Genomic DNA, 21,030 nt, shown 5'->3' with positions numbered 1-21,030 from the left:
GACGCGCCTACGGCACTGGACGAGGGTTGGAAGTGTTTACACCGCTTGCGGTTGGGGCTGTGCCTCGGTCTCGGCGATGAGACGGCGGATCTCCGGAATGCAGGAGCCGCAGTTGGTGCCGGCCTTGAGCTCGCGTCCGACCGCTTCCGGCGAGGTCGCGCGCCGGTCGGAAATTGTGCGGCAGATGGCGTTGCGGCCGACGCCGAAACAGGCGCACACCACGGGTCCGCTGTCGGTACCGGCTTCCGCGGCGCGACCGGCGAGCAGTGCGCGGCGCGCGGGCTCGGTGAGCGATGGCGCAGCAAGCTGTTGCTTCAGCCACTCCCAGCCAGGGAGCGCTTGAGGCGACTTGGCCAGGAACACACAGGCGTCGAGCGTCTCGCCACGAATGATCGCCGCGCGGTAGCGGCCCTGGCCCTCATCCAAGAGTTCGGCATAGATCTCGTCGTTGCCGAGTAGATCGCGCGCAATGTCAGCCCAATGCTTGGTGTTGGAGGACGGCACCGCGATCCGGTAGCCGAAGCCACCTTCGACGGTGGAACGCGCCCACCAGACGCCGGTGGGCAAGTCGACCGGCTTGCGCGTCAGGAAGAAGCCATGCATGGCGAATTGCACCGGCGCGATGGTAGCCTCTGTGGCTTTCATTTCCGGCTGGCCGGAGATGGGATCGCAGGCGGCGTGAACGAGTGCGCCAACGCGTGCGTCTGAGGCAGTTTCGCCGTTCCAGTGGATAGGTGCGAATATTTCGCCCCGGCGCTGGGACGGCGTTACGGCGACGCGCAGCACCGCGCTTCCGTGAAGCGTCGAGACGCGGGCGAAGGCGCCGTCCTCGATGTTGAAGCTTTGTGCGTCGTCAGGGTGAACGGCAATGCGCGGCTCTTCGATGTGGGCCCCGAGACGTGGGGATTTTCCGGTACGCGTCATGGTGTGCCACTGGTCGCGGATGCGCCCGGTGTTCAGGAGCAGCGGCAAGTAACGACCCGGTTCCGCAGCCAGCTTCGGCTTGGCGACGGCGACGAAGCGTGCACGCCGGTCTGGCGTGTAGAAGCCGCCCGCGGCGAACAAGCGTTTCGCGCCGTTGGTTTCGTTCTTTGCGACAGGCCATTGGACGGGGTCTAACGCAGCGTAGTCTTCGTGCGAAAGGGTGCCGAGACCGGCGATGTCGAAGTCGCGCGTGCCGCCGTTCTCGAACGCGGAGAGCGCGCAGTGCTCCTCGAAGATCTCCGCGGCCGACGCATAGTTGAAGGCGTTGGCGAATCCCATGCGTTTTGCGACTTCGGAAACGATCCACCAATCTGGTTGCGCTTCTCCCGGTGTTGTCAGAAATCCGCGCTGGCGCGAGATGCGCCGCTCCGAGTTGGTGACGGTTCCGTCTTTTTCGCCCCAGCCGGCCGCCGGGAGCAGGATGTGGGCGCCTGCGCGGATGGTGTCGGTCGCGGCAACGACATCGGACACGACGAGAAGCTCGAGATTTCCGAGCGCAGTGCGGACGGCGTCGGCGCGCGGCAGGCTTACGACGGGGTTGGTCGCCATGATCCACAGCGCCTTGATGCGGCCCTGGGCTACAGCATCGAACAAGTCGACGGCCTTGAGGCCAGGGCGCGGGGCGACGGCGGGGGCGTCCCAGAAACGGCGTACGCGGTCGACATTGCCAGGCTCGAAATCCATGTGCGCCGCGAGCTGATTGGCGAGCCCGCCGACCTCACGGCCGCCCATCGCGTTGGGCTGGCCGGTGAGCGAGAACGGGCCCATGCCAGGCTGGCCAATGCGCCCCGTCGCAAGGTGGCAATTGATGATGGCGTTGACCTTGTCGGTGCCTTGCGCCGATTGGTTGACGCCTTGTGAGTAGAGCGTCACTGTTTTGCGGGTGGCCGCGACCCAGGCAAAGAACGTTTCGATCCGCTCGCGCGGAACGTTGCATTGCTCGGCGACGGCTTCGGCGTCGGGTGCGATGTGGCGGGCGCGGGCGAGGGCTTCCGAAAAACCGTTAGTGTGGTCCCGGATGTAGTCGCGGTCGAGAACGCCCTGATCGGCGAGATAGGCGAGAAGCCCGGAGAACAGCACGGAATCCATGCCTGGCGCGATCTGGAGCAGGAGATCGGCTTCATCGGACGTCGGTGTCGCGCGCGGATCGATGACGACGATGCGTGCGCCGCGCTCACGCTTGTTCTTCAGCATGCGCTGAAACAGGATCGGATGACACCAGGCGGCATTCGATCCGGTCAGGATCAGGAGGTCGGCTTCATCCAGATCCTCGTAGCAACCGGGAACGGTGTCGGCGCCGAACGCGCGACGGTGGCCTGCGACCGACGATGCCATGCAGAGGCGCGAGTTGGTGTCGATGTTGGCCGAACCGATGAACCCCTTCATCAGCTTGTTGGCGACGTAATAGTCCTCGGTCAGAAGCTGTCCGGAGACGTAGAACGCGACCGAGTCTGGCCCGTGCCGCGCAATGGTTTCGCGAAAGCCCTTGGCTACGGCGTTGAGCGCGTCATCCCAGGGCGCCCTCGCCATGACGCCGGCCGGGCCACGCATCATCGGATGCAACAGGCGGCCGTCGAGCGACAGCGTTTCGCCGAGCGCGGAGCCCTTGGAGCAGAGACGGCCGAAATTCGCCGGATGCTCGGGATCGCCCTGCACCTGTGCGCCGCCGAAGCCGTCGGGGCGCGCAAGCACGCCGCATCCGACCCCGCAATAGGGGCATGTCGTCTTGACTGCCTTGGCCTGCAACGGGGCGTTCATCGGGCGCTCCTCAGTAGACGTCGGCTTGATAGCGGCCGACCTTCTTGAGGGCTGCGATGTAGGCTTTGGCATCCTCTGCCGAGACCTTGCCGTGCTCTGCGACCGCATTGGTCAGCGCCGTCTCGACATCCTTGGCCATGCGCTTGGCGTCGCCGCAGATATAGAAATGCGCGCCTTTCTCGAGCCATGCGAACAGCTCGGCGGCCTCTTCACGCATGCGATCCTGGACGTAGACCTTCTCGGCGGCGTCGCGTGACCAGGCAAGGGAGAGCTTGGTCAGCGTGCCGGCTTTCTGGAATACGCCGAGCTCGCCTTCGTAGAAGAAGTCGGTTGCGCTCTTCTGGTGGCCGAAGAACAGCCAGGCGGGGCCGGTGGCCTTCGTCACGTGGCGCTCCTGCAGGAACGAGCGGAACGGGGCGACGCCGGTGCCGGGACCGACCATGATGATCGGTGTCGCGCCGTCCTTGGGAAGTGCGAAGCCGTGCGCCTTCTGCACGTAGGCTTTCACGTGGGCGCCGGGCTCGACCCGATCCCCGAGATAGGTGGACGCGACGCCGAGGCGCTGGCGCTCACCGATCGCGTAGCGGACGGTATCGACCGTCAGCGAGACGCGTCCCGGGTTTGCCTTGATCGACGAGGAGATCGAGTAGAGGCGCGGCTGCAGCGGTTCGAGAACCTCGTAGAAGGCTTCGGGATCGGGATGCAGGTTCGGAAACTTTTCGAGAGCGGCGAGGACATCCAGGTTGGCGGCGTCACCATCCGGGTCCTGTCCCTTGGCGAGGGCTTGCGCCTTCTTCTTGCGGTCGCCGCCGGTCAAATACGTGATGAGCTGGAACAACGAATCCGGGGCAGGTGAAAGGGACGTGTCCTCGATCAGAGCCTCGCGCAGGGTTTTTTCGCCGATCGGAAAGTCTGCCGGTGCGTTGACCGCAGCAAGAATACGGTCGACGAGGGCGGGGTCGTTCGAGGGCAGGATGCCGAAGCTGTCGCCCGGCTCGTAGTCGAGGCCACACTCGGAAAGATCGATCTCGATGTGGTTTGTGATCTTTTCGGAGGCGGCGCCGTTGAGGCGCTGGCGCGAGACGAAGCGAGCCAGTACAGGGGCTTCGCGCGAGCGGCCGGGCACAACGTCCGAGGATTTCTCCGGCTTTGCGGACTTGGCCGCATCCTTGGCGGCTTTTTCGTCGGGGTCGAGCACGCCGCCGCCCATTTCCTCGACGAGGGTCTTGAGCATGCGGGCGGTGGCCTTGCCGCCGGGAACGCAGAGGTTGAGCCGCGGCTCGGCCTGCTCGGTGATGGCGTTGGCGTAGTCTTCGCAATTATAGCCGCACTGGCCGCAATCCTGCTGGGCCATCGCTGCCATCATGCGGCGGCGGAGGGGGCGGCCGTCTGCGAGCTTCATGCGCTCGTCGATTTCGATGGCCGGATCGTGCCAGGGAGCTGCGCCGTCGTCGCCGTCTCCATTCGGGAGGCTGGCGCCTGCGACGAGATCCGGGCTGATGGCGGCCGGGCCGGCGCCGTTGAGCGACAGGACGCCGGCAAAGAAGCCGTTCAACCAGGCTCGCTGGTCCGCTGAGAACGGGGCTGAGTCCGGTATCAGTGAAACGCCGGGCGCAGGGGATTGAATGGTCATGCGATCTGCTCCCCGGCGAGGCGCCTCAGCGTGTCGGTATCGGTGCGGTTGGCGAAGGCGAAGAAGGTCTCGGCGGCGTCGCTGCGATGGGCGAGATAGGCGGCGAGCAGGCGCTCGACGGCGGCCGGGCAATCCTCGCTCTTGATGTCGCGCCAAAGTTCGCGAGCGATCTTCGCGTCGCCGCCGGATCCGCCGCCAACCAGGATGTGGAATCCTTCGGCAGTGTCACCGTCGTCGTTGATGGGGACCTTGGCGCCGATCAGGCCGATGTCGCCGATGTAGTGCTGGGCGCACGAATGGTGGCAGCCGGTGAGGTGGATGTTGACCGGCGTGTCGAGCGTCAGCTTGGATTCGACGTGGGTCGCGATCTTTTCGGCGGTGCCCTTGGTATTCGCGGCCGCGAATTTGCAGCCGGGGCTGCCGGTGCAGGCGACGAGGCCGGCGCGGATGGCCGTCGCCTCGGACGCAAGGCCCATGGCTTCGATGCGCGCGCGGGCTTCGGCGACCTTGGCATCCGGGACGCCGGAAATGATCAGGTTCTGCCAGACGGTGAGCCGGATGTCGCCGTCGCCGACTTCACGGGCGAGTGTTGCGACGGCGCGCATCTGCTCGGCTGTCATCTTGCCCACCGGCAGAACGAGGCCGATCCAGTTGAGGCCGGCCTGCTTCTGGGCGTGCACGCCGATATGGGCGGTGCGATCGGGCGTGCGGCGCGGCTTCACGTGGTCGGTGGAAACGCGAGTGAGCTTGGCGCCGAGCTTTGCTTCGACGGCGGCGAGAAACTTCTCGAAGCCCCAGGCATCGAGCACATACTTGAGGCGCGCTTTGTTGCGGTTGGTGCGGTCACCGTGCTCGATGAAGACGCGAATGATGGCGTCGGCCACGCGGGTGGCCTCTTGCGGTGCGAGAATGACGCCGGTGTCGCGGGCGAGGTCCTTGTGGCCGGTGATGCCGCCAAGCACGAGGCGGAAGTAGACGCCGGCGGGGACGGAAGCGCCTTCCGTCACTTCCACGGCCTGGAAGCCGATGTCGTTGGTTTCCTCGAGGGCGGCGATGGTGCCGGCGCCGTCGTAGGCGACGTTGAATTTGCGCGGCAGACCGGTGAGCGAGCGATCGTTCAGCACATGGAAGTGCCAGTCGCGCGCGTAGGGGCGCGTATCGAGAAGCTCGTGCGGATCGATGCCGGCGGTCGGCGTGCCGGTGACATTGCGGATGTTGTCGGCGCCGGAGCCGCGCGAGCAGAGGCCGAGATCCTGAATGGCCTCGACAACCTTGACGGCGTTTGCGGCTTCGATCTCGCGGATCTGGAAGTTGGCGCGGGTGGTGACGTGGGTGTAGCCGCCGCCGAAACGCTCGGCGGTATCGGCAAGCCCGGCGAGCTGCCAGTGGGTCAGGATGCCGTTCGGAATCCGGAGCCGGCACATGTAGCTGTTCTGGGCGGGTGCGACGTAGAACAGGCCGTAGTAGCGCCAGCGGAAGTTATCCTGCGGCTTCGGATACTCGCCGCTCTCGGCCTGCGCCTTGAAGCGTGGGTAGGCATCGAACGGATGCTCCTCGCGCTTCCAGTTTTCCTGATCGACGAGCTTCTTGCCGGAAGCTTTGACGGCATCCTGGGCCTTGAAGTGATCGGCATCGGGGCCGGTCGGCACGCTCGCGGGCGTGTTGGCCGCGGGCTTGGCGCCTTGCGTCAAGCGTCCGGCCTGGACGCCCGACATGAAGCCTTCGAGATAGCGTTTCTGCTCGGCGGAAAATTCTGCGCTCATGGCTCGCTCTTTCTCCTCAAGCTGCGCATGCTTGCGGTTCGGCGAACGCGCGCCCGAACACGAGGTCTTCGCGCAAGGCGCCGATGGGTGCGCCCGAGCGGATCAGGTCGAGATACCAGAGGGCGTCGGCGGTATCGCCGACGAGCACGGCGCCGGTCAGACGATCCTCGTTGACGACGAGCTTGCGGTAGCTCTTGCGCCCCGGGTCGCGCAGCACGATCGGCTCGGTGCCTGGCGCGCCGAGGAAGTCCCCGGCCGAGAACACGTTGACGCCGGAGACCTTGAGGTTGGTCGAGAGCAGAGATCCCTCGTAGCTCGCAGGCTTTCCGGCGAGCGCGCGGGCGAGCGTGCGGGCCTGTTCGTAGGCGGGCTCGACCAGGCCGTAGCAGGTTCCGCGATGCTCGGCGCATTCGCCGAGTGCGTAGACATCGGGGTCGCTGGTTGCGAGATCGTCGCCGACGACGATGCCGCGGTTCACGCTGAGATCGGCGCCACGGGCAAGGCGTACGTTGGGCCGGATGCCGACTGCCATGACGATCAGGTCGGCTGGAATGTTGCGCCCGTCCTTGAGACGGAGCCCCGCGACCTTGCGGCGGCCCTGTACCGCCTCGCTTTCGGCATTGAGCACGACCTGAATGCCGCGCTCTTCGAGAGCGGCCTTGAGCAGGCCTGCCGCTTCGCAATCGAGCTGGCGCTCCATCAGGCGGTCCATCAGATGGACCACGCTGACCTCGGCACCAGCTTTCATGAGACCGTAAGCCGCTTCGAGGCCGAGCAGACCGCCGCCGATGACGACGGCACGGGCGCCCGTGCGGGCGCGTGACAGAATTGCTTCGACGTCGGATTTGTCGCGGAAGGTCACGACGCCCGGGAGATCGGCACCCGGCAAAGGAAGACGTACGGCTTCCGAGCCGATGGCGAGCACGAGCTTGCTGTAGTTCAGCTTGCTGCCGCCGCGCAGGCGCACGGCTTTCGCCTTGGTGTCGATCTCGACGGCGCGGCGCCCATAGACAAGCGTCACGCCGCGATCGCGCCACCACTCGGCTTTCTTCAGAGTGACGGCGTCTTCGTCGATCTCGCGCGCGAGCAGAGACGACAGCAGCACGCGGTTGTAAGCCAGTGACGGCTCCTCGCCGACGACCGCGATCGCATAACGGCCAGGCACGAGGGTGGTCAGCTCGTCGACGAGGCGCGTTGCCGCCATTCCGTTGCCGACAATAACGAGTGGTTCGCTCATCGTGTTCGATCTCGCACTGCGATTGATCGTTGTGGGAAGGCCGCTACGCCGCTTCGACGTAGCGGTGGCGCTCGTACAGGAACTTGAGAACGGCTTCGCGGGCGCGGATGTACTCGGCGTCGGCCACCAGCTCGAGCCGGTTGCGGGGGCGGGTGAGGGGAACATCCAGCACTTCGCCGACGCGAGCCGACGGGCCGTTGGTCATCATGACGATGCGATCCGACAGCAGCACCGCTTCATCCACGTCATGGGTGATCATGATGACGGTGTTGCCGAGGCGCGCGTGGATCTGCATCACGGTTTCCTGCAGGTGCGCGCGCGTCAGGGCATCGAGCGCGCCAAACGGCTCGTCCATCAGCAGGACCTTCGGCTCCATGGCCAGCGCGCGGGCGATGCCGACACGCTGCTTCATGCCGCCGGAGATCTCCGACGGGCGCTTGTCCTTGGCGTGCGTCATCTGGACGAGATCGAGGTTGTGGAGCGTCCAGGCGTCGCGCTCAGCGCGGCTCTTGGTTCTGCCGAACACCTTGTCCACGGCGATGCGGACGTTGTCGTAGACGGTGAGCCACGGCAGCAGCGAATGGTTCTGGAAGACGACCGCGCGCTCGGGGCCGGGCTCGTTCACCTCGCGGTTTTCGAGCAGGACGGCGCCGGTCGTGACCTGCGTCAGGCCGGCGACGAGATTGAGCATCGTAGATTTTCCGCAGCCCGAATGGCCGATGATCGAGACGAACTCGCGCTCGGCGATGTCGAGGCTAATGTCGCGGAGGACTTCGGTCTCGGAGCCGCCGCGCCGGAAGGTCTTGCAGACGGCTTCGAGACGTAGAAACGGCTTGCCCGAGGGGTGCGAGGTTTGGGGTGCGATGGGTTTGCTCATGGATATCTCCTCAGGCGCTGGCAGTGCCGCGGGTGGCGATACGGCCCACGAGCGCGACCAGACGGTCGAGCACGAAGCCGACAACACCGATGTAGATGAGGGCGACGACGATGTCGGAGAGACGCGAGGAGTTCCAAGCATCCCAGATGAAGAAGCCGATGCCGACGCCGCCGGTCAGCATCTCTGCGGCGACGATGGCGAGCCAAGAGAGGCCGATGCCGATGCGCAGGCCCGTGAAGATGTAGGGGGCCGCCGATGGGATCATGATGCGCCAGAAGTATTCGATCGGGTTCAGCCGCAGCACTTCGGCGACGTTGCGGTAATCCTGCGGGATGTTGCGGATGCCGACGGCAGTGTTGATGATCACCGGCCAAACGGCGGTGATGAAGATCACGAAGACCGCAGACGGGCCGCTGTCGCGGAAGGCGGCGAGCGAGATCGGAAGCCAGGCAAGCGGCGGCACGGTGCGCAGCACCTGGAAGATCGGATCCAGTCCGCGCATGGCCCACACGCTCTGGCCGACGAAGGCGCCGAGTACGATGCCGGCAATGGCGGCGAGGCCGAAGCCGTAGGCGACACGCTCGAGGCTGGTCAGCACGCGCCAGCCGAGCCCGATGTCCTGCGGGCCGTTGACGAAGAACGGCTGGGTGATCAGGTCACTCGAATCCGCCCAGATTTTGAGCGGCGACGGCAGCGTCGCGTCGGGACCACTGGTGGCGAGCTGCCAGACAAGCAGCATGAGAGCCAGCACGACGAGGGGCGGCACGACGGCGGCCGCAACATCGTAGGCGATGGCCACGGCGCGCGACGGCCGGTAGCGTTGCGGAGCCGGTAGCGGCACGACGGTCTGCTTCGCGGTGGCTGGTGCCGGCGCAGGCTGAGCCGCAGCCGCCGGCGGACGGCTGGCTGCGGTTTCGACCAGGACAGGCCTTGGGGGCGCTGCGTTGATGGAAAGCGGGGCATTCATTTGCGATCGAGGCTCCGTTTGAAACTCTGGCGCTCAGGCTGATGGATCAGGCGGTAATGCGCGTGATGGCGAGCGACGCGAGATAGGCGGTCGGATTGTCGGGATCGAAGACCTTGCCGTCGAAGAAGGTCTCTTTGCCGCGCGAGGTGCTGTCTGGCGCCTTGATGCCAAGCGCCTTGGCGGCCTCGCGCCAGATGTCCTCGCGGTTCACCTTGTCGACGAAGGCCTTCACGTCAGTCTTCGGGTCGAACTTGCCCCAACGGATGTCCTCGGTGACGAACCAGGCGTCGTGGCTCTTGAACGGATAGGAGACAGTGCCGTCCTCCCAGAACTTCATCAGCAAGTTGGTGCCGGTCTCCTTGCGGCCGCGGCCGTAGTTGATGTCGCCCTTGAGGCGTCCGATGATGTCGGCGGGCGGGACGTTGAACCACTGGCGCTTGCCGAGGATGGTGGCGAGCTCCTCCTTGTTGGCCATGGCCTCGCACCACTGCTGCGCCTCCATGACTGCCATGAGCAGCGCACGCGTGGCGGCCGGGTTCTTCTCGACCCAAGCGGAGCGCATGCTGAGCGCCTTTTCGGGATGGCGGGCCCAGACTTCGCCGGTGGTGCAGGCGGTGAAGCCGATGCCCTGATTGACGAGCTGTTCGTTCCAGGGCTCGCCGACGCAGAAGGCGTCCATGTTGCCGACCTTCATGTTCGCGACCATCTGGGGCGGCGGAACGACGATGGTGGAGACATCCTTGTCGGGGTCGATGCCGCCGGCGGCGAGCCAGTAGCGGATCCAGAGATCGTGGGTGCCGCCGGGGAAGGTCATGGCGACCTTCACGTCCTTGCCTTCGGCCCTCTTCTTGGCGAACGCTTCCTTGAGCGCGGAGGCATCGACGCCGACCTTGAGGCCTTCGTATTCCTTGGCAACGGAGATGCCCTGACAATCGTAGTTCAGGCGCGCCAGGATGCTCATCGGCACCGGCACGTTGTTCTGCGTGACCTTGCCGGCCGAGATCAGGTACGGCATGGGCGTCAGGATGTGGGCGCCGTCGATGCCGTTCGCTTGCGAGCCGAGCACGAGGTTGTCGCGCGTTGCGCCCCACGAGGCCTGCTTCAGGACCTCGACGTCCGGCAAGCCGTACTTGGCGAACAGGCCCTTCTCCTTGGCGACAATCAGCGGCGCGGCATCGGTCAACGCAATGTAGCCGAGCACCGCTTTGGTGGTCTCGGGGCCGGCAGCCCACGCAACCGACGCGCCACCGGGTACCAGCGTCTTTGCGGCTGCGATCACGGCCGCGGTGGCGGTGCCCTTCAGCATCGCGCGGCGCGACAGACCGGCCTTGAGTGCATCAGCTCCGCGTTTCGAACCAGTCATTCCGAATTCTCCCGTCTCGGTGCTTCCGAACCCGAAGGCCCGCGCCAAAAACAAAAAACGCCGCGTCGAAGAGCCGTGACCGAAGACCGGTCGCGTTCCGTCGAGGCAGCGTTGCCATGTGGGCGGCTCGCCGTTGAGCCGCTATGTCGAATTCCGAGCAGTTCGAGCTGCCGGTCTCGATGTGCTAATCATCAAGGATCGTGCCAAACTCGAATTGTTGAGAAAATCACGCGATATCAGCGTGTTGCGAGTTGTGGTCGATCGTGTCGCAGGGAGGTTTTTTGCGCAGCGTTTGTGCAATGCAAACTGAATCTGCCGAGTCGTTCAGCAGGCAAGACGCGTGCGGCGATCAGCGATTGAGCGTCGCGAAGGCTTCGATCTCGGCGCCGGCATGGCGGATCGGAAGGCGATCGAGATAGGTGAGCGCGGTTGCGGGATCGAAGCGTTCGCCGCCGAAAAAGTGCGGGTGGCTCGATCCGTTGTCGCTGCCTTCCGGCTTGTAGTCGGACGCCGGTGCGGCGTCCTTTTCTCCGGCCATCGCCTCGCGGTAGAGATCGGTTCTATAGACGCGCTCAGCGACGGCTTCGAGATTGAACGGCTCGCGGACCTGGCCCCAGCGGATCATCTGGGTCATCAGCCAGATCGCGTGCGAGCGCCACGGGAAGTTTGCGAAGCCGCGGTGAAACACCACGAGATCCGGATCGACGATATCGGCCTGGTGTCCGCCGCACTTCAAGGCACCCGTCAGCGGCCGCGCCAGGATCTCTTCGGCGACGCCGATGTATTCGGGACGGGCCAGAATGCGGGCCGCATCCTTGCGGTTTGCGGGCTCGTCGAGCCAGCGGCCGGCGGCGACGATGGCGCGGACGAGATCGCGAACAAGCTCGGGCTCGCGCTCGGCAAAGACCTCGCGAACGCCGAGCACTTTTTCCGGGCTCATGGCCCAAAGCTGGCTCTTGGTCGCAACGATTACGCCGTCGGCTTCGGCAACGGCCACGCTGTTCCAGGGCTGGCCGACGCAGAACCCGTCGACGCGGCCGGCCTTCAGATTCTCTGCAATCAGCGGGGGAGGCACGACGACGATGTTCACGTCATTGTCGGGATCGATGCCGGCGGCCGCGAGCCAGTAGCGCAGGTCATAGTTGTGGCACGAGAACGGGTAGACCATGCCGAAGGTCAACGGCTCGCGGCCGGCGGCCTGACGCGTGCGTACAACCTTCGCCAGCGCCTCCGCGGCCTGCATTCCCCCGGCCAGCGTCGCCGGCTCGTCGGCTGCGCGCATGTCCTCGTAAAGGCGGGTGGAAACCGTGATGGCGTTGCCGTTGAGGCTCAGGGCCATCGGCGCGATGATCGGCACCGTGGCACGCCCGAGCCCGAGATGGGCCGCAATCGGCATCGGCGCCAGCATGTGCGCGCAATCGAGCGCGCCGACGTCGACCTTGTCGCGGATGTTGGCCCACGAGGCTTCGCGATGGAGCGCGAGGGAGAAGCCGTGCTGGCGGTCGAAGCCGAGCTCGGAAGCGATGACGAGGGGCGCGCAATCCGAAAGCGGAATGAATCCGGCGTGTATTTCGCGTTTGCGGGCGGTTCCGATGGTTGCTTTTTCCGTCATGCGCTAGCCCTGGTCCTTCAGCAGATCGACGGCGCTGACGAGGGCCTGTGCGACATCTGCAATGCGTTTTCCCTGCGACATGGCGGTTTTGCGCAGAAGGTCGTAGGCCTTGTCCTCATCGACGCCGCGGCTCTTCATCAGGATGCCCTTGGCCTTCTCGATGATCTTGCGGTCCTTCAACGCGCTCTTGACCTCGTCGAGCTCGGCGCGGAGGCGGTTGAAGGCGTGGAAGCGCGAGACCGTCATATCGAGGATCGGCTTCACGCGCTCCTTCTTGAGGCCGTCGACGATATAGGCCGAAACGCCGGCGTCGATCGCGGCCTCGATCTCGCTCTTCTCGCTGCGGTCTACGAACATGGCGATGGGGCGGCGTACCGTGCGTGAGACCTGGAACATCTGCTCCAACACGTCGCGGCTCGGGTTCTCGAGGTCGATCAGGACGACGTCGGGGTCGAGATTGTAGATGTGATCGACGAGGCGGGTGGTGTTGGCGAGCATGGTCACCGCCGTGAACCCAGCCTCCTTCAGTCCCGCCTCAATGATGGCGCGCCGGATCGGGTTCTCGTCGATGACGAGGATCTTGAGGGTGGAGTCAGGATCGGATGGCTGCAAGGATGCGACTCTTGGCGTGGCGGCTCGCCTAAAGCATAATACACTTTGTCTCGGACTTGCGCTGGGGCATCCGCGCACAGAGCGTGCATTTGGCGGATGGGGTCTGCTTTCTTAAGGGTGAACCGATCGATACTCATGCTGGCTCAAGAGGCTAGGATGCGGGCAGTGTTGGGCGTTAAGCGCTGGGTGCGTGGCTTCGCGACGTCCCGGCCTGCCGGCTCAGGGTTTTAGATCCAACGTTCATACTGGCAAGGCGGAGACCCGCCATCTCCGCTTTCGGAACTGTGGGCGCCGCGTCCTTCGGAGCTGATGACATGCGGCGGCTCGTGGATGAGCCGCCGTGAAGTTTGCGCAAGGTGTCGTCCAGCGCAGACGACGCCACGCCGTTTGCCGGAAGGCGCGTGTGCGGTGCGCATTCACCAGGCGTCGCGATCTCGCTCGCCGCCACATGTTCCGCGCATATGCGTGGACTTTCGTAGCCTTGACCCTGAACGCGGGAATCCCCATGCTCCTCTGGTCAACGCAATCTTGCGGAAGAGACCGGGGCGAGCCCCGGCGCCGAAGGAGCAACCGCCCCGGAAACTCTCAGGCACCAAGGACCGCAAGACCACAAGACACTCTGGAAAGCGGCCGGCTTTGTTCCGGCCCACCGACGAGGAAACGGTGTTTCCCTGACTCCGGTTTTTAACCGGACAGGCACCTAATCTTTCAGGTTCCGCGACAGAGGGGGCTCCAATCGGCGCACGAAATGGCGCCTGAATTGAGCCTTGTGGAGCTTTGCATGAGCGGGGACGACGCCAAGACACCAACCGAGCCGTTGAGGCATACGCCGCTGCACAGCCTGCATGTGGAGCTTGGCGCGCGTATGGTGCCGTTCGCCGGCTACAACATGCCCGTGCAGTTCGCGGCCGGTGTGCTCAAGGAGCATTTGCATACGCGTGCGGCTGCCGGTCTGTTCGACGTCTCCCATATGGGGCAGATCGTGCTTCGGCCTAAGTCGGGCTCGGTGGCCGATGCGGCGCGGGCGCTCGAACGTCTGGTTCCGGTGGATATTCTCGGACTGGCGCCGGGTCGGCAGCGCTACGCCGTGTTCACGAACGAAGCCGGCTGTCTTCTCGACGACCTGATGGTCTCGAACCGTGGCGATCATCTGCTTCTCGTCGTCAACGCGGCCTGCAAGGCGGCGGATGCGGCACGTCTCGCTGAGCAGCTTGCGGGCGATTGCGAGATCGAGGTGCTCGATCGGGCGTTAATTGCGCTGCAAGGGCCCAATGCGCAATCGGCACTCGCTGAGCTTGCTCCTGGTTCGGCCGCGATGCGGTTCATGGATGTCCAGGAGATGTCGATCATGGGCGCGGCCTGCGTTGTGGCGCGCTCGGGCTATACCGGCGAGGACGGCTTCGAGATCTCGACGCCAGCGGACATGGCCCGCGAGATCGCCGAAGGTTTGCTCGAGAATTCGGATGTTCAGCCGATCGGGCTCGGGGCCCGCGATTCCCTGAGGCTCGAAGCGGGCCTGCCGCTTTATGGCGCCGACATCGACACGGCCACCACGCCGATCGAAGCCGGGCTTGCGTGGGCGATCCAGAAGGCACGACGCCATGGCGGCGAAAGGGCCGGCGGATTTCCGGGCGCAGCCGTCATACTCGATCAACTCGACAAAGGCGCTTCGCGCCGCCGCGTCGGCTTGCGGCCCGAGGGATGTGCCCCGGTGCGTGGGGGCGCGTTGCTGTTTTCCGATCTCGAAGCGCCCGATCCCGTTGGCGCCGTCACGTCCGGCGGGTTCGGCCCGAGTATCGAGGCGCCAATCGCGATGGGCTACTTGCCGTCGTCGTTGTCGGCCCCGGGTACGCGCCTCTTTGCCGAAGTGCGCGGCAAGCGATTGGCAGTCGACGTGGCTACGCTTCCGTTCGTTACGCATCGCTATCACCGCGGCTGAGCCGCGCAACCGAGGAGGTCGTTTTGCCGAAATTCACAGAAGATCATGAGTGGCTTGAACTCGACGGCGACGTCGTGACGGTCGGAATTACCGAGCATGCCACCGTACAGCTCGGAGACCTTGTCTTCGTGCAGCTTCCCGACATTGGCGCCAAGCTCGCCAAGGGCGATGGCGCGGCCGTCGTCGAATCCGTGAAAGCCGCGTCCGACGTTTTTGCGCCGCTCACGGGTGAGGTCGTCGCGGTCAACGAGGCGATCGTGGCGGACCCTGCGATCGTCAACACCGATCCGCTGAAGGCGGGGTGGTTCTTCAAATTGAAGCTCGCCGATGTCGGCGCGTTCCGGGACCTCATGGACGAGGCCGCCTACAAGACCTTCATCGGCGCATAGGAGATTTCATGACCCTGCCGGGCAGCTACGAGCCTTACGACTTCGCCAACCGCCGTCACATCGGGCCTTCGCCTGAGGAGATGACGGAGATGCTTAGGGTCTTGGGTGTGCAAAGTCTCGACGCACTGATCGCCGAAACCGTGCCTCAGGCTATCCGACAAGCCGAGCCGCTGGATTTCGGCAAGCCGCTGTCGGAAAGAGGCGGGCTCGATCATCTGCGCGAGACGGCCAACAAGAACCGCGTGCTGACCTCGCTCATCGGCCAAGGCTATCACGGCACCATCCTGCCGCCCGTCATCCAACGCAACATCCTGGAGAGCCCGGCGTGGTACACGGCCTATACGCCGTACCAGCCGGAGATCAGCCAGGGGCGGCTGGAAGCGCTGCTCAACTTCCAGACGCTGGTGTCTGACTTGACGGGGCTCGATGTCGCGAATGCTTCGCTGCTCGACGAAGCGACGGCGGCGGCCGAGGCGATGGCGCTTGCGCATCGTGTGACGAAATCGAAGGCGACGGCATTCTTCGTCGACGCGGAGTGCCTGCCGCAAACGATTGCGGTCGTTAAAACGCGCGGCGAGCCGCTGGGCTGGGATGTCATCGTCGGCGATCCGTTCAAGGATCTCGATCCTGAGCGCGTGTTCGGCGCGCTGTTCCAGTATCCCGGCGTCAGCGGCGCGTTTCACGATTTCTCGGAGGTGATCAGGCGCCTACACGCGGCCAAAGCGCTCGCTATCGTTGCTGCCGATCCGCTGGCGCTCACGCTGCTCAAGCCGCCCGGCGAAATGGGCGCCGATATCGCGGTGGGGTCGATGCAGCGGTTCGGCATGCCGATGGGGTATGGCGGACCTCATGCGGCCTACATCGCTGTCAAGGACATCTACAAGCGCTCGCTGCCGGGGCGGATTGTTGGCGTCTCGATCGATGCGCGCAAGAACCGGGCTTATCGGCTCTCGCTGCAGACGCGCGAACAACACATCCGGCGCGAAAGCTCGACATCGAACATCTGTACGGCGCAGGTTCTGCCCGCCGTCATTGCCTCGATGTATGCGGTGTTCCATGGACCAAAGGGCCTCAAGGCGATCGCCGAGCGCGTGCATCGCAAGGCAGCGCGGCTGGCGGAGGGGCTCGCTTCGCTGGGCTTCGACATTCGCCCGCAGGCGTTCTTCGATACGATCACCGTTGGCGTCGGGCCCTATCAAGGGCTTATCATGAAGAACGCCGTGGACTACGGCGTCAACTTGCGCAAGGTCGGCACGGATCGGATCGGCATCACCGTCGACGAGCGGACACGGCCGGCGACGCTCGAAGCGGTGTGGCGTGCGTTCGGGGGCTATGATCTCGTCTATCGCGACGCCTATCCGGAGTACCGCCTGCCGAAGGCGCTGATCCGTCATTCGGCTTATCTCACCCATCCCGTGTTCCATATGAACCGGGCCGAAAGCGAGATGACGCGCTATATGCGCCGGCTTGCGGATCGCGACCTCGCGCTCGATCGCGCCATGATCCCGCTGGGATCGTGCACGATGAAGCTCAATGCGACGGCGGAGATGCTGGCGATCACGTGGCCGGAGTTCGCCGAGATCCATCCGTTCGTGCCGGCCGATCAGGCGCGCGGTTACGCCGAGCTGATCGCGGATCTTTGCGACAAGCTGTGCCGCATCACCGGCTACGACGCATTTTCGATGCAACCCAACTCGGGCGCGCAGGGAGAATATGCGGGGCTGCTCACCATTCGCGCCTACCACAAGAGCCGCGGCGAGGGCCATCGCAACGTCTGCCTCATCCCGGCTTCGGCGCATGGCACCAATCCGGCTTCGGCTTCGATGTGCGGCATGAAGGTGCTCGTTGTCGCAACGGATGCGAACGGAAACATCGATCTCGACGATTTCCGCTCGAAGGCCGAAGCCAATGCCGGCGCGCTTGCGGCCGCGATGATCACCTATCCCTCGACCCACGGCGTTTTCGAAGAGACCGTGACGGATATCTGCGCGATCACGCACGCCAACGGCGGGCAGGTCTATCTCGACGGCGCCAATCTCAATGCGCTGGTCGGGCTTGCGCGGCCGGGCGACGTGGGCGCCGACGTGGGGCACATCAATCTGCACAAGACGTTCTGTATCCCGCATGGCGGCGGCGGTCCCGGTATGGGGCCGATCGGCGTCAAGCAGCATCTCGCGCCGTTCCTGCCCGGCCATCCCGAGACCGGCGGCAACGCGATGACGGTTTCGGCGGCGCCCTACGGGTCGGCGTCGATCCTTCCGATCTCGTGGAGCTATTGCCTGATGATGGGTGGTGCCGGTCTCACGCAGGCCACGCGTGTCGCCATTCTCAACGCGAACTACATCGCCACGCGGCTCGAGAGCACCTATGGCGTGCTCTACAAGGGCAGGGGCGGACGCGTCGCGCACGAATGCATCGTCGATACGCGGCCTTTGCTGGAGCGCGCGGGTGTGACTGTCGATGATGTCGCAAAACGGCTCATCGATTGCGGCTTTCATCCGCCGACGATGAGCTGGCCGGTTGCCGGTACGCTGATGATCGAGCCGACGGAATCCGAAACCAAGGCGGAACTCGACCGGTTCTGCGACGCGATGCTCGCGATCTACGACGAGGCGCAGGCTATCGCCGAGGGTCGTGCCGACAAGCAGAACAATGCGCTCAAGGGTGCGCCGCATACCGTCGAAGACCTGATCGGCGATTGGAACCGGCCCTATTCGCGCGAGGCGGCATGCTTCCCGGCTGGGGCGTTCCGCGTCGACAAGTATTGGCCGCCGGTCAATCGCGTCGACAACGTCTATGGAGACCGGAACCTCGTTTGTTCCTGTCCGCCAATGGAGAGCTACGTCAAAGCCGCGGAATGACCGCGCGTTGAGCGCGTGGTGGCGGACATCAGACCGCAGATTGTTGGAAGCTGCAGCCGGAGCGGTCGTGAGGTTTTGGCTGCCCGCTTCGCGTACGATTTGACGCACCCAAAGATTCACGACTTTTTTTGTAGAAATTTCCCACGCCGTTCCGTCGAGACATTATGGGCTGTGCCGCAACCGGGGGGAGCGGCGCGCCCAGCTCGATTGATGCTGGCGTGGGGAGTTCAGGAATGCGTAGTTCGAGACGAGGCGGCGAGGGGCGTGCCGCCTGGGTCCATGCACTTGCGGCGGCCGTGGCGCTGTCGTCATCTTTGGCGCCGAGCCATGGCGCTTTGGCGCAAACATCGCAAGCCCCGGCGGGCAAGCAACGCAGCTTCTCGGTTCCTGCAGGGTCAGTTTCGGCCGCGCTCGTTGCTTTCGGAAAGCAGGCGGGTGTTCAAGTCAGCTACGTGCCGTCGGTGGCGGCCGGCCTCACGACGTCAGGTGTCAACGGCACGCTATCGCCGGATGCGGCGCTGTCGCAAATTCTTGCCGGCACGGGGCTTTCGTTCAAGATGACTGGCGCCAAGACGGTGGTGATCGAGGGCTCGGCCGGCGGCAGCAGCGAGGCTGCGACGCTGCCGGGTGCGATTGCGCTCGATACCATCGATGTGGGTGGCAGCGCGACCGGCGCCGGTTACCAGGGAACGCCGGATTGGGTCTACGAGACACCGGCTTCTGTGAGCGTCGTCACGCGCGAAGCGATCCAGGCGCGGCCGACGCGCGATACGCGCGATCTCTTGGCCAATGCGGCGGGCGTCTATGCGGGTGAGGGTAACGGCAGCTTCCCGACAGTTTCGCCCAACATTCGCGGCCTTCAGGATTCGGGACGCGTCGTCGTCTCGCTCAACGGTGCGCGCCTGAACGCGCAGCGTGGCATGAGCTTCGGCGCCGGCTCTGGCAGCTACCAGTCGAACTCAGGGCAGGCGTTTGTCGACAGCGCGTTCATCCGCGAGGTGGATATCAGTAAAGCGACGGGGGCAAAGGCGGGCGATGCCGCTTCGCTCGGCGGCAGTGTTGCGTTCCGTACGATTGGCGCCGACGACTTGATCGCGCCCGGCGCGACGACGGGCGTCGAGATCAACATGCTGCGCGGCACCAACGAATACGACTTCCAGGGCTCGGCGCTGGCGGCGGTGCGGATCAGCGAGAGCTTGGCGCTGACCGGTGGCTTCAGCAAGCTCAAGGTCGGAGAGTATGAGCCCGGCAAGGAGGGTGATGCCTACGCGTTCAACAACTCGCTCGGCCGTGATACCTGGTCATCTCTGCTACAGCTTGAGTTCGACAATCGTGAGGACTTCAAGGCGTCGATCATGTGGATGCGTCAGGATCTGGGGTTCTCGTACGCCAACTATAATGATGTGGGCAACCACCAGGATGTCCTCACCGATACGGTGACAGCGATGTTCGACTGGGATCCGTCGTCCGAGCTGATCAAGGCCAAGGCGACCCTTTGGCTCAACGACACGCGGACCGATGAGTTGCGCGATTCGCGCCGAAGCGGAGGGGCTACGAGCCAGCCGCCGGACACCTTTCTCGATCTCGACCACAGGAGCTTCGGTGGCACGCTGGAGAATACGAGCCGCATCGAGACGGCACTCGGCGGGCTCACGCTCAACTACGGTGCCGAGGCGTTCCGCGACAAGGCGAATTCGTCGGCGACCAGCGAGACCATTGCGGAAAATCCGCTGTGGGAGACGAGCTACACGGCCTTCAATCCGCCCGGACAGCGCGACGTGGCGTCCGGCTTCTTCAACGGTGAGCTGAAGCCTGCGAGCTGGATCACGCTTTCGGGCGGTGTCCGCTACGACTGGTCGAGGCTCAAAGGCACACCAAGCTATTACGACACGCGTACCACCTCAACGAGCACACCCGACATACTTGCCCAGGCGGTTACCACCTGGGGAGCCTGGGCGCAGGTCAACAACGTCGATCTTTACAATTTACGCAGAGCTATTTGTGATACCGGAATCAACCCTAGAAGTGGGAGAGCCGTCACAGCTTCACAGCGAGCCAGCACTTGCGCTACCTTCAGTGCGGTAGGCGAGGCTGTCGGCCTTATCTGGTACAATGCGGGCTCCGTTAAAGTGGCCGGCACGACGACCAATGTTACCACCTATCCGGAATATGAACTCGATATCGACCGTACAGACGGTGCGTGGCTTCCGTCAGCGATCATCGAGTTGAAGCCGGTCGACTGGTTCCGTCCCTACGCGAGCTACAGCCAGAGCTTCCGGCCGCCGACCATTCTTGAATCTTTCCTTATGGGTGGGACACCGGGAGATGCGGTGGGTACTGCGTTCGCACCGAACGTCAGCTTGCGTCCGGAAACTGGCGAGACCTTCGAGATCGGTGCCAACATCAGCCGCAACGGAGTAATCCGTGACGATGATACCCTGCGCGTGAAAGCGGCGGCTTTCCACCGCGAGATCGACGACTACATCGTCATGGGCACAATCTACACGGACGATGTCTCGACCCGCACCTATTCGAGCTTCGTCAATATGGACGGCCCGACGACGATGCGCGGCATCGAGCTCGAAGGCAACTACGATATGCGTGTCGCCTACGTGGGCGCAGCGGCGACTTGGCTCGATACCGAGTGGGCGAAGAAGACGGAGCTGTTTTCCAATGGCACGACTACCACCAATGGCGATGTGTTCGCGGTGGCGGGCAACGTGCCGCCCGAGTTCAAGCTGACGGTCGATGCGGGCCTGCGCTTTTTTGACGAGCGGCTGACGCTCGGTGGACGTTACACTTATACCACGCCGACGCAGACGCGGCAGGTGGTGACCATCGGCAGCGATTTGGTCGTGGTGGATTCGACCGATCCCTATTCGGTCTGGGATCTCTACGGCTCGTACCGATTTGACGAGCACACGACCCTGCGGGTCTCGGTCGATAACATCACTGACCAGCGCTACGTGCCGGCCGGAGGCTTGTTCCTGGCTCCCGGTCGCACCGCGACCGCGAGTTTCCAGCTCAAGTTCTGA

Annotated in this window: 13 protein-coding genes and 1 riboswitch; of the genes, 4 read left to right on the top strand and 9 right to left on the bottom strand. The window is 64.5% G+C overall.

All coding sequences use genetic code 11. The annotated features are described in order from the left end of the window. Positions 1-36: 36 nt before the first annotated feature. The 9 genes from RCO24_RS12515 to RCO24_RS12475 form a co-directional block, all read right to left on the bottom strand. A complete protein-coding gene (locus RCO24_RS12515; protein WP_308962528.1) occupies positions 37-2,742 on the bottom strand; it encodes a molybdopterin-dependent oxidoreductase in 2,706 nt (901 codons plus the stop codon). Positions 2,743-2,752: 10 nt separating this feature from the next. Further along, a complete protein-coding gene (locus RCO24_RS12510) occupies positions 2,753-4,375 on the bottom strand; it encodes a sulfite reductase subunit alpha (protein ID WP_308962527.1) in 1,623 nt (540 codons plus the stop codon). After that, a complete protein-coding gene (locus tag RCO24_RS12505) occupies positions 4,372-6,138 on the bottom strand; it encodes a NirA family protein (protein ID WP_308962526.1) in 1,767 nt (588 codons plus the stop codon). The genes RCO24_RS12510 and RCO24_RS12505 overlap by 4 nt, the downstream gene beginning before the upstream one ends. A 16-nt stretch (positions 6,139-6,154) precedes the next feature. Continuing rightward, a complete protein-coding gene (locus RCO24_RS12500) occupies positions 6,155-7,375 on the bottom strand; it encodes an FAD-dependent oxidoreductase (protein WP_308962524.1) in 1,221 nt (406 codons plus the stop codon). A gap of 43 nt (positions 7,376-7,418) precedes the next feature. Continuing rightward, entirely contained in the window at positions 7,419-8,252 is an 834-nt protein-coding gene (locus tag RCO24_RS12495; RefSeq protein WP_308962523.1) for an ABC transporter ATP-binding protein, read from the bottom strand. A gap of 10 nt (positions 8,253-8,262) precedes the next feature. Continuing rightward, on the bottom strand, positions 8,263-9,219 hold the full coding sequence (ntrB, locus tag RCO24_RS12490) for a nitrate ABC transporter permease (RefSeq protein WP_308962522.1): 957 nt from the start codon (positions 9,217-9,219) through the stop codon (positions 8,263-8,265). Between the two features lie 46 nt (positions 9,220-9,265). Continuing rightward, positions 9,266-10,582: a CmpA/NrtA family ABC transporter substrate-binding protein gene (locus RCO24_RS12485; RefSeq protein WP_308962521.1), complete on the bottom strand. Its 1,317-nt coding sequence runs from the start codon at positions 10,580-10,582 to the stop codon at positions 9,266-9,268. Positions 10,583-10,931: 349 nt separating this feature from the next. After that, positions 10,932-12,194 (bottom strand): CmpA/NrtA family ABC transporter substrate-binding protein, encoded by a 1,263-nt coding sequence (locus RCO24_RS12480; protein WP_308962520.1) that lies wholly within the window; start codon positions 12,192-12,194, stop codon positions 10,932-10,934. 3 nt (positions 12,195-12,197) lie between these two features. Beyond that, entirely contained in the window at positions 12,198-12,806 is a 609-nt protein-coding gene (locus tag RCO24_RS12475) for an ANTAR domain-containing protein (protein ID WP_308962519.1), read from the bottom strand. A 521-nt stretch (positions 12,807-13,327) separates the two neighbouring features. Continuing rightward, positions 13,328-13,418, top strand: a riboswitch (glycine riboswitch). Positions 13,419-13,587: 169 nt separating this feature from the next. On the opposite strand from RCO24_RS12475, the gene gcvT reads away from it, so the two are divergent. From gcvT to RCO24_RS12455, 4 genes are all read left to right on the top strand, one after another. Further along, on the top strand, positions 13,588-14,745 hold the full coding sequence (gcvT, locus tag RCO24_RS12470) for a glycine cleavage system aminomethyltransferase GcvT (protein ID WP_308962517.1): 1,158 nt from the start codon (positions 13,588-13,590) through the stop codon (positions 14,743-14,745). Between the two features lie 23 nt (positions 14,746-14,768). Next, a complete protein-coding gene (gcvH, locus tag RCO24_RS12465; protein WP_308962516.1) occupies positions 14,769-15,134 on the top strand; it encodes a glycine cleavage system protein GcvH in 366 nt (121 codons plus the stop codon). Positions 15,135-15,142: 8 nt separating this feature from the next. Continuing rightward, positions 15,143-17,995, top strand: coding sequence for an aminomethyl-transferring glycine dehydrogenase (gene gcvP, locus RCO24_RS12460; RefSeq protein WP_308962514.1), 2,853 nt, complete (start codon positions 15,143-15,145; stop codon positions 17,993-17,995). A gap of 233 nt (positions 17,996-18,228) precedes the next feature. Then, a complete protein-coding gene (locus RCO24_RS12455; RefSeq protein WP_308962513.1) occupies positions 18,229-21,030 on the top strand; it encodes a TonB-dependent hemoglobin/transferrin/lactoferrin family receptor in 2,802 nt (933 codons plus the stop codon).

It is taken from the genome of Hyphomicrobium sp. LHD-15 (assembly GCF_031157355.1).
Classification (GTDB): Bacteria; Pseudomonadota; Alphaproteobacteria; order Rhizobiales; family Hyphomicrobiaceae; genus Hyphomicrobium_C.
This window is presented reverse-complemented; position numbering and strand designations above follow the sequence as displayed.

Coding starts and splice junctions, on each gene's coding strand:
- RCO24_RS12455 (WP_308962513.1), top strand. CDS start 18,229: ATGCGTAGTTCGAGACGAGGCGGCGAGGGGCGTGCCGCCTGGGTCCAT.
- RCO24_RS12505 (WP_308962526.1), bottom strand. CDS start 6,138: ATGAGCGCAGAATTTTCCGCCGAGCAGAAACGCTATCTCGAAGGCTTC.
- gcvP (WP_308962514.1), top strand. CDS start 15,143: ATGACCCTGCCGGGCAGCTACGAGCCTTACGACTTCGCCAACCGCCGT.
- RCO24_RS12500 (WP_308962524.1), bottom strand. CDS start 7,375: ATGAGCGAACCACTCGTTATTGTCGGCAACGGAATGGCGGCAACGCGC.
- RCO24_RS12495 (WP_308962523.1), bottom strand. CDS start 8,252: ATGAGCAAACCCATCGCACCCCAAACCTCGCACCCCTCGGGCAAGCCG.
- RCO24_RS12480 (WP_308962520.1), bottom strand. CDS start 12,194: ATGACGGAAAAAGCAACCATCGGAACCGCCCGCAAACGCGAAATACAC.
- RCO24_RS12515 (WP_308962528.1), bottom strand. CDS start 2,742: ATGAACGCCCCGTTGCAGGCCAAGGCAGTCAAGACGACATGCCCCTAT.
- ntrB (WP_308962522.1), bottom strand. CDS start 9,219: ATGAATGCCCCGCTTTCCATCAACGCAGCGCCCCCAAGGCCTGTCCTG.
- RCO24_RS12510 (WP_308962527.1), bottom strand. CDS start 4,375: ATGACCATTCAATCCCCTGCGCCCGGCGTTTCACTGATACCGGACTCA.
- gcvT (WP_308962517.1), top strand. CDS start 13,588: ATGAGCGGGGACGACGCCAAGACACCAACCGAGCCGTTGAGGCATACG.
- RCO24_RS12485 (WP_308962521.1), bottom strand. CDS start 10,582: ATGACTGGTTCGAAACGCGGAGCTGATGCACTCAAGGCCGGTCTGTCG.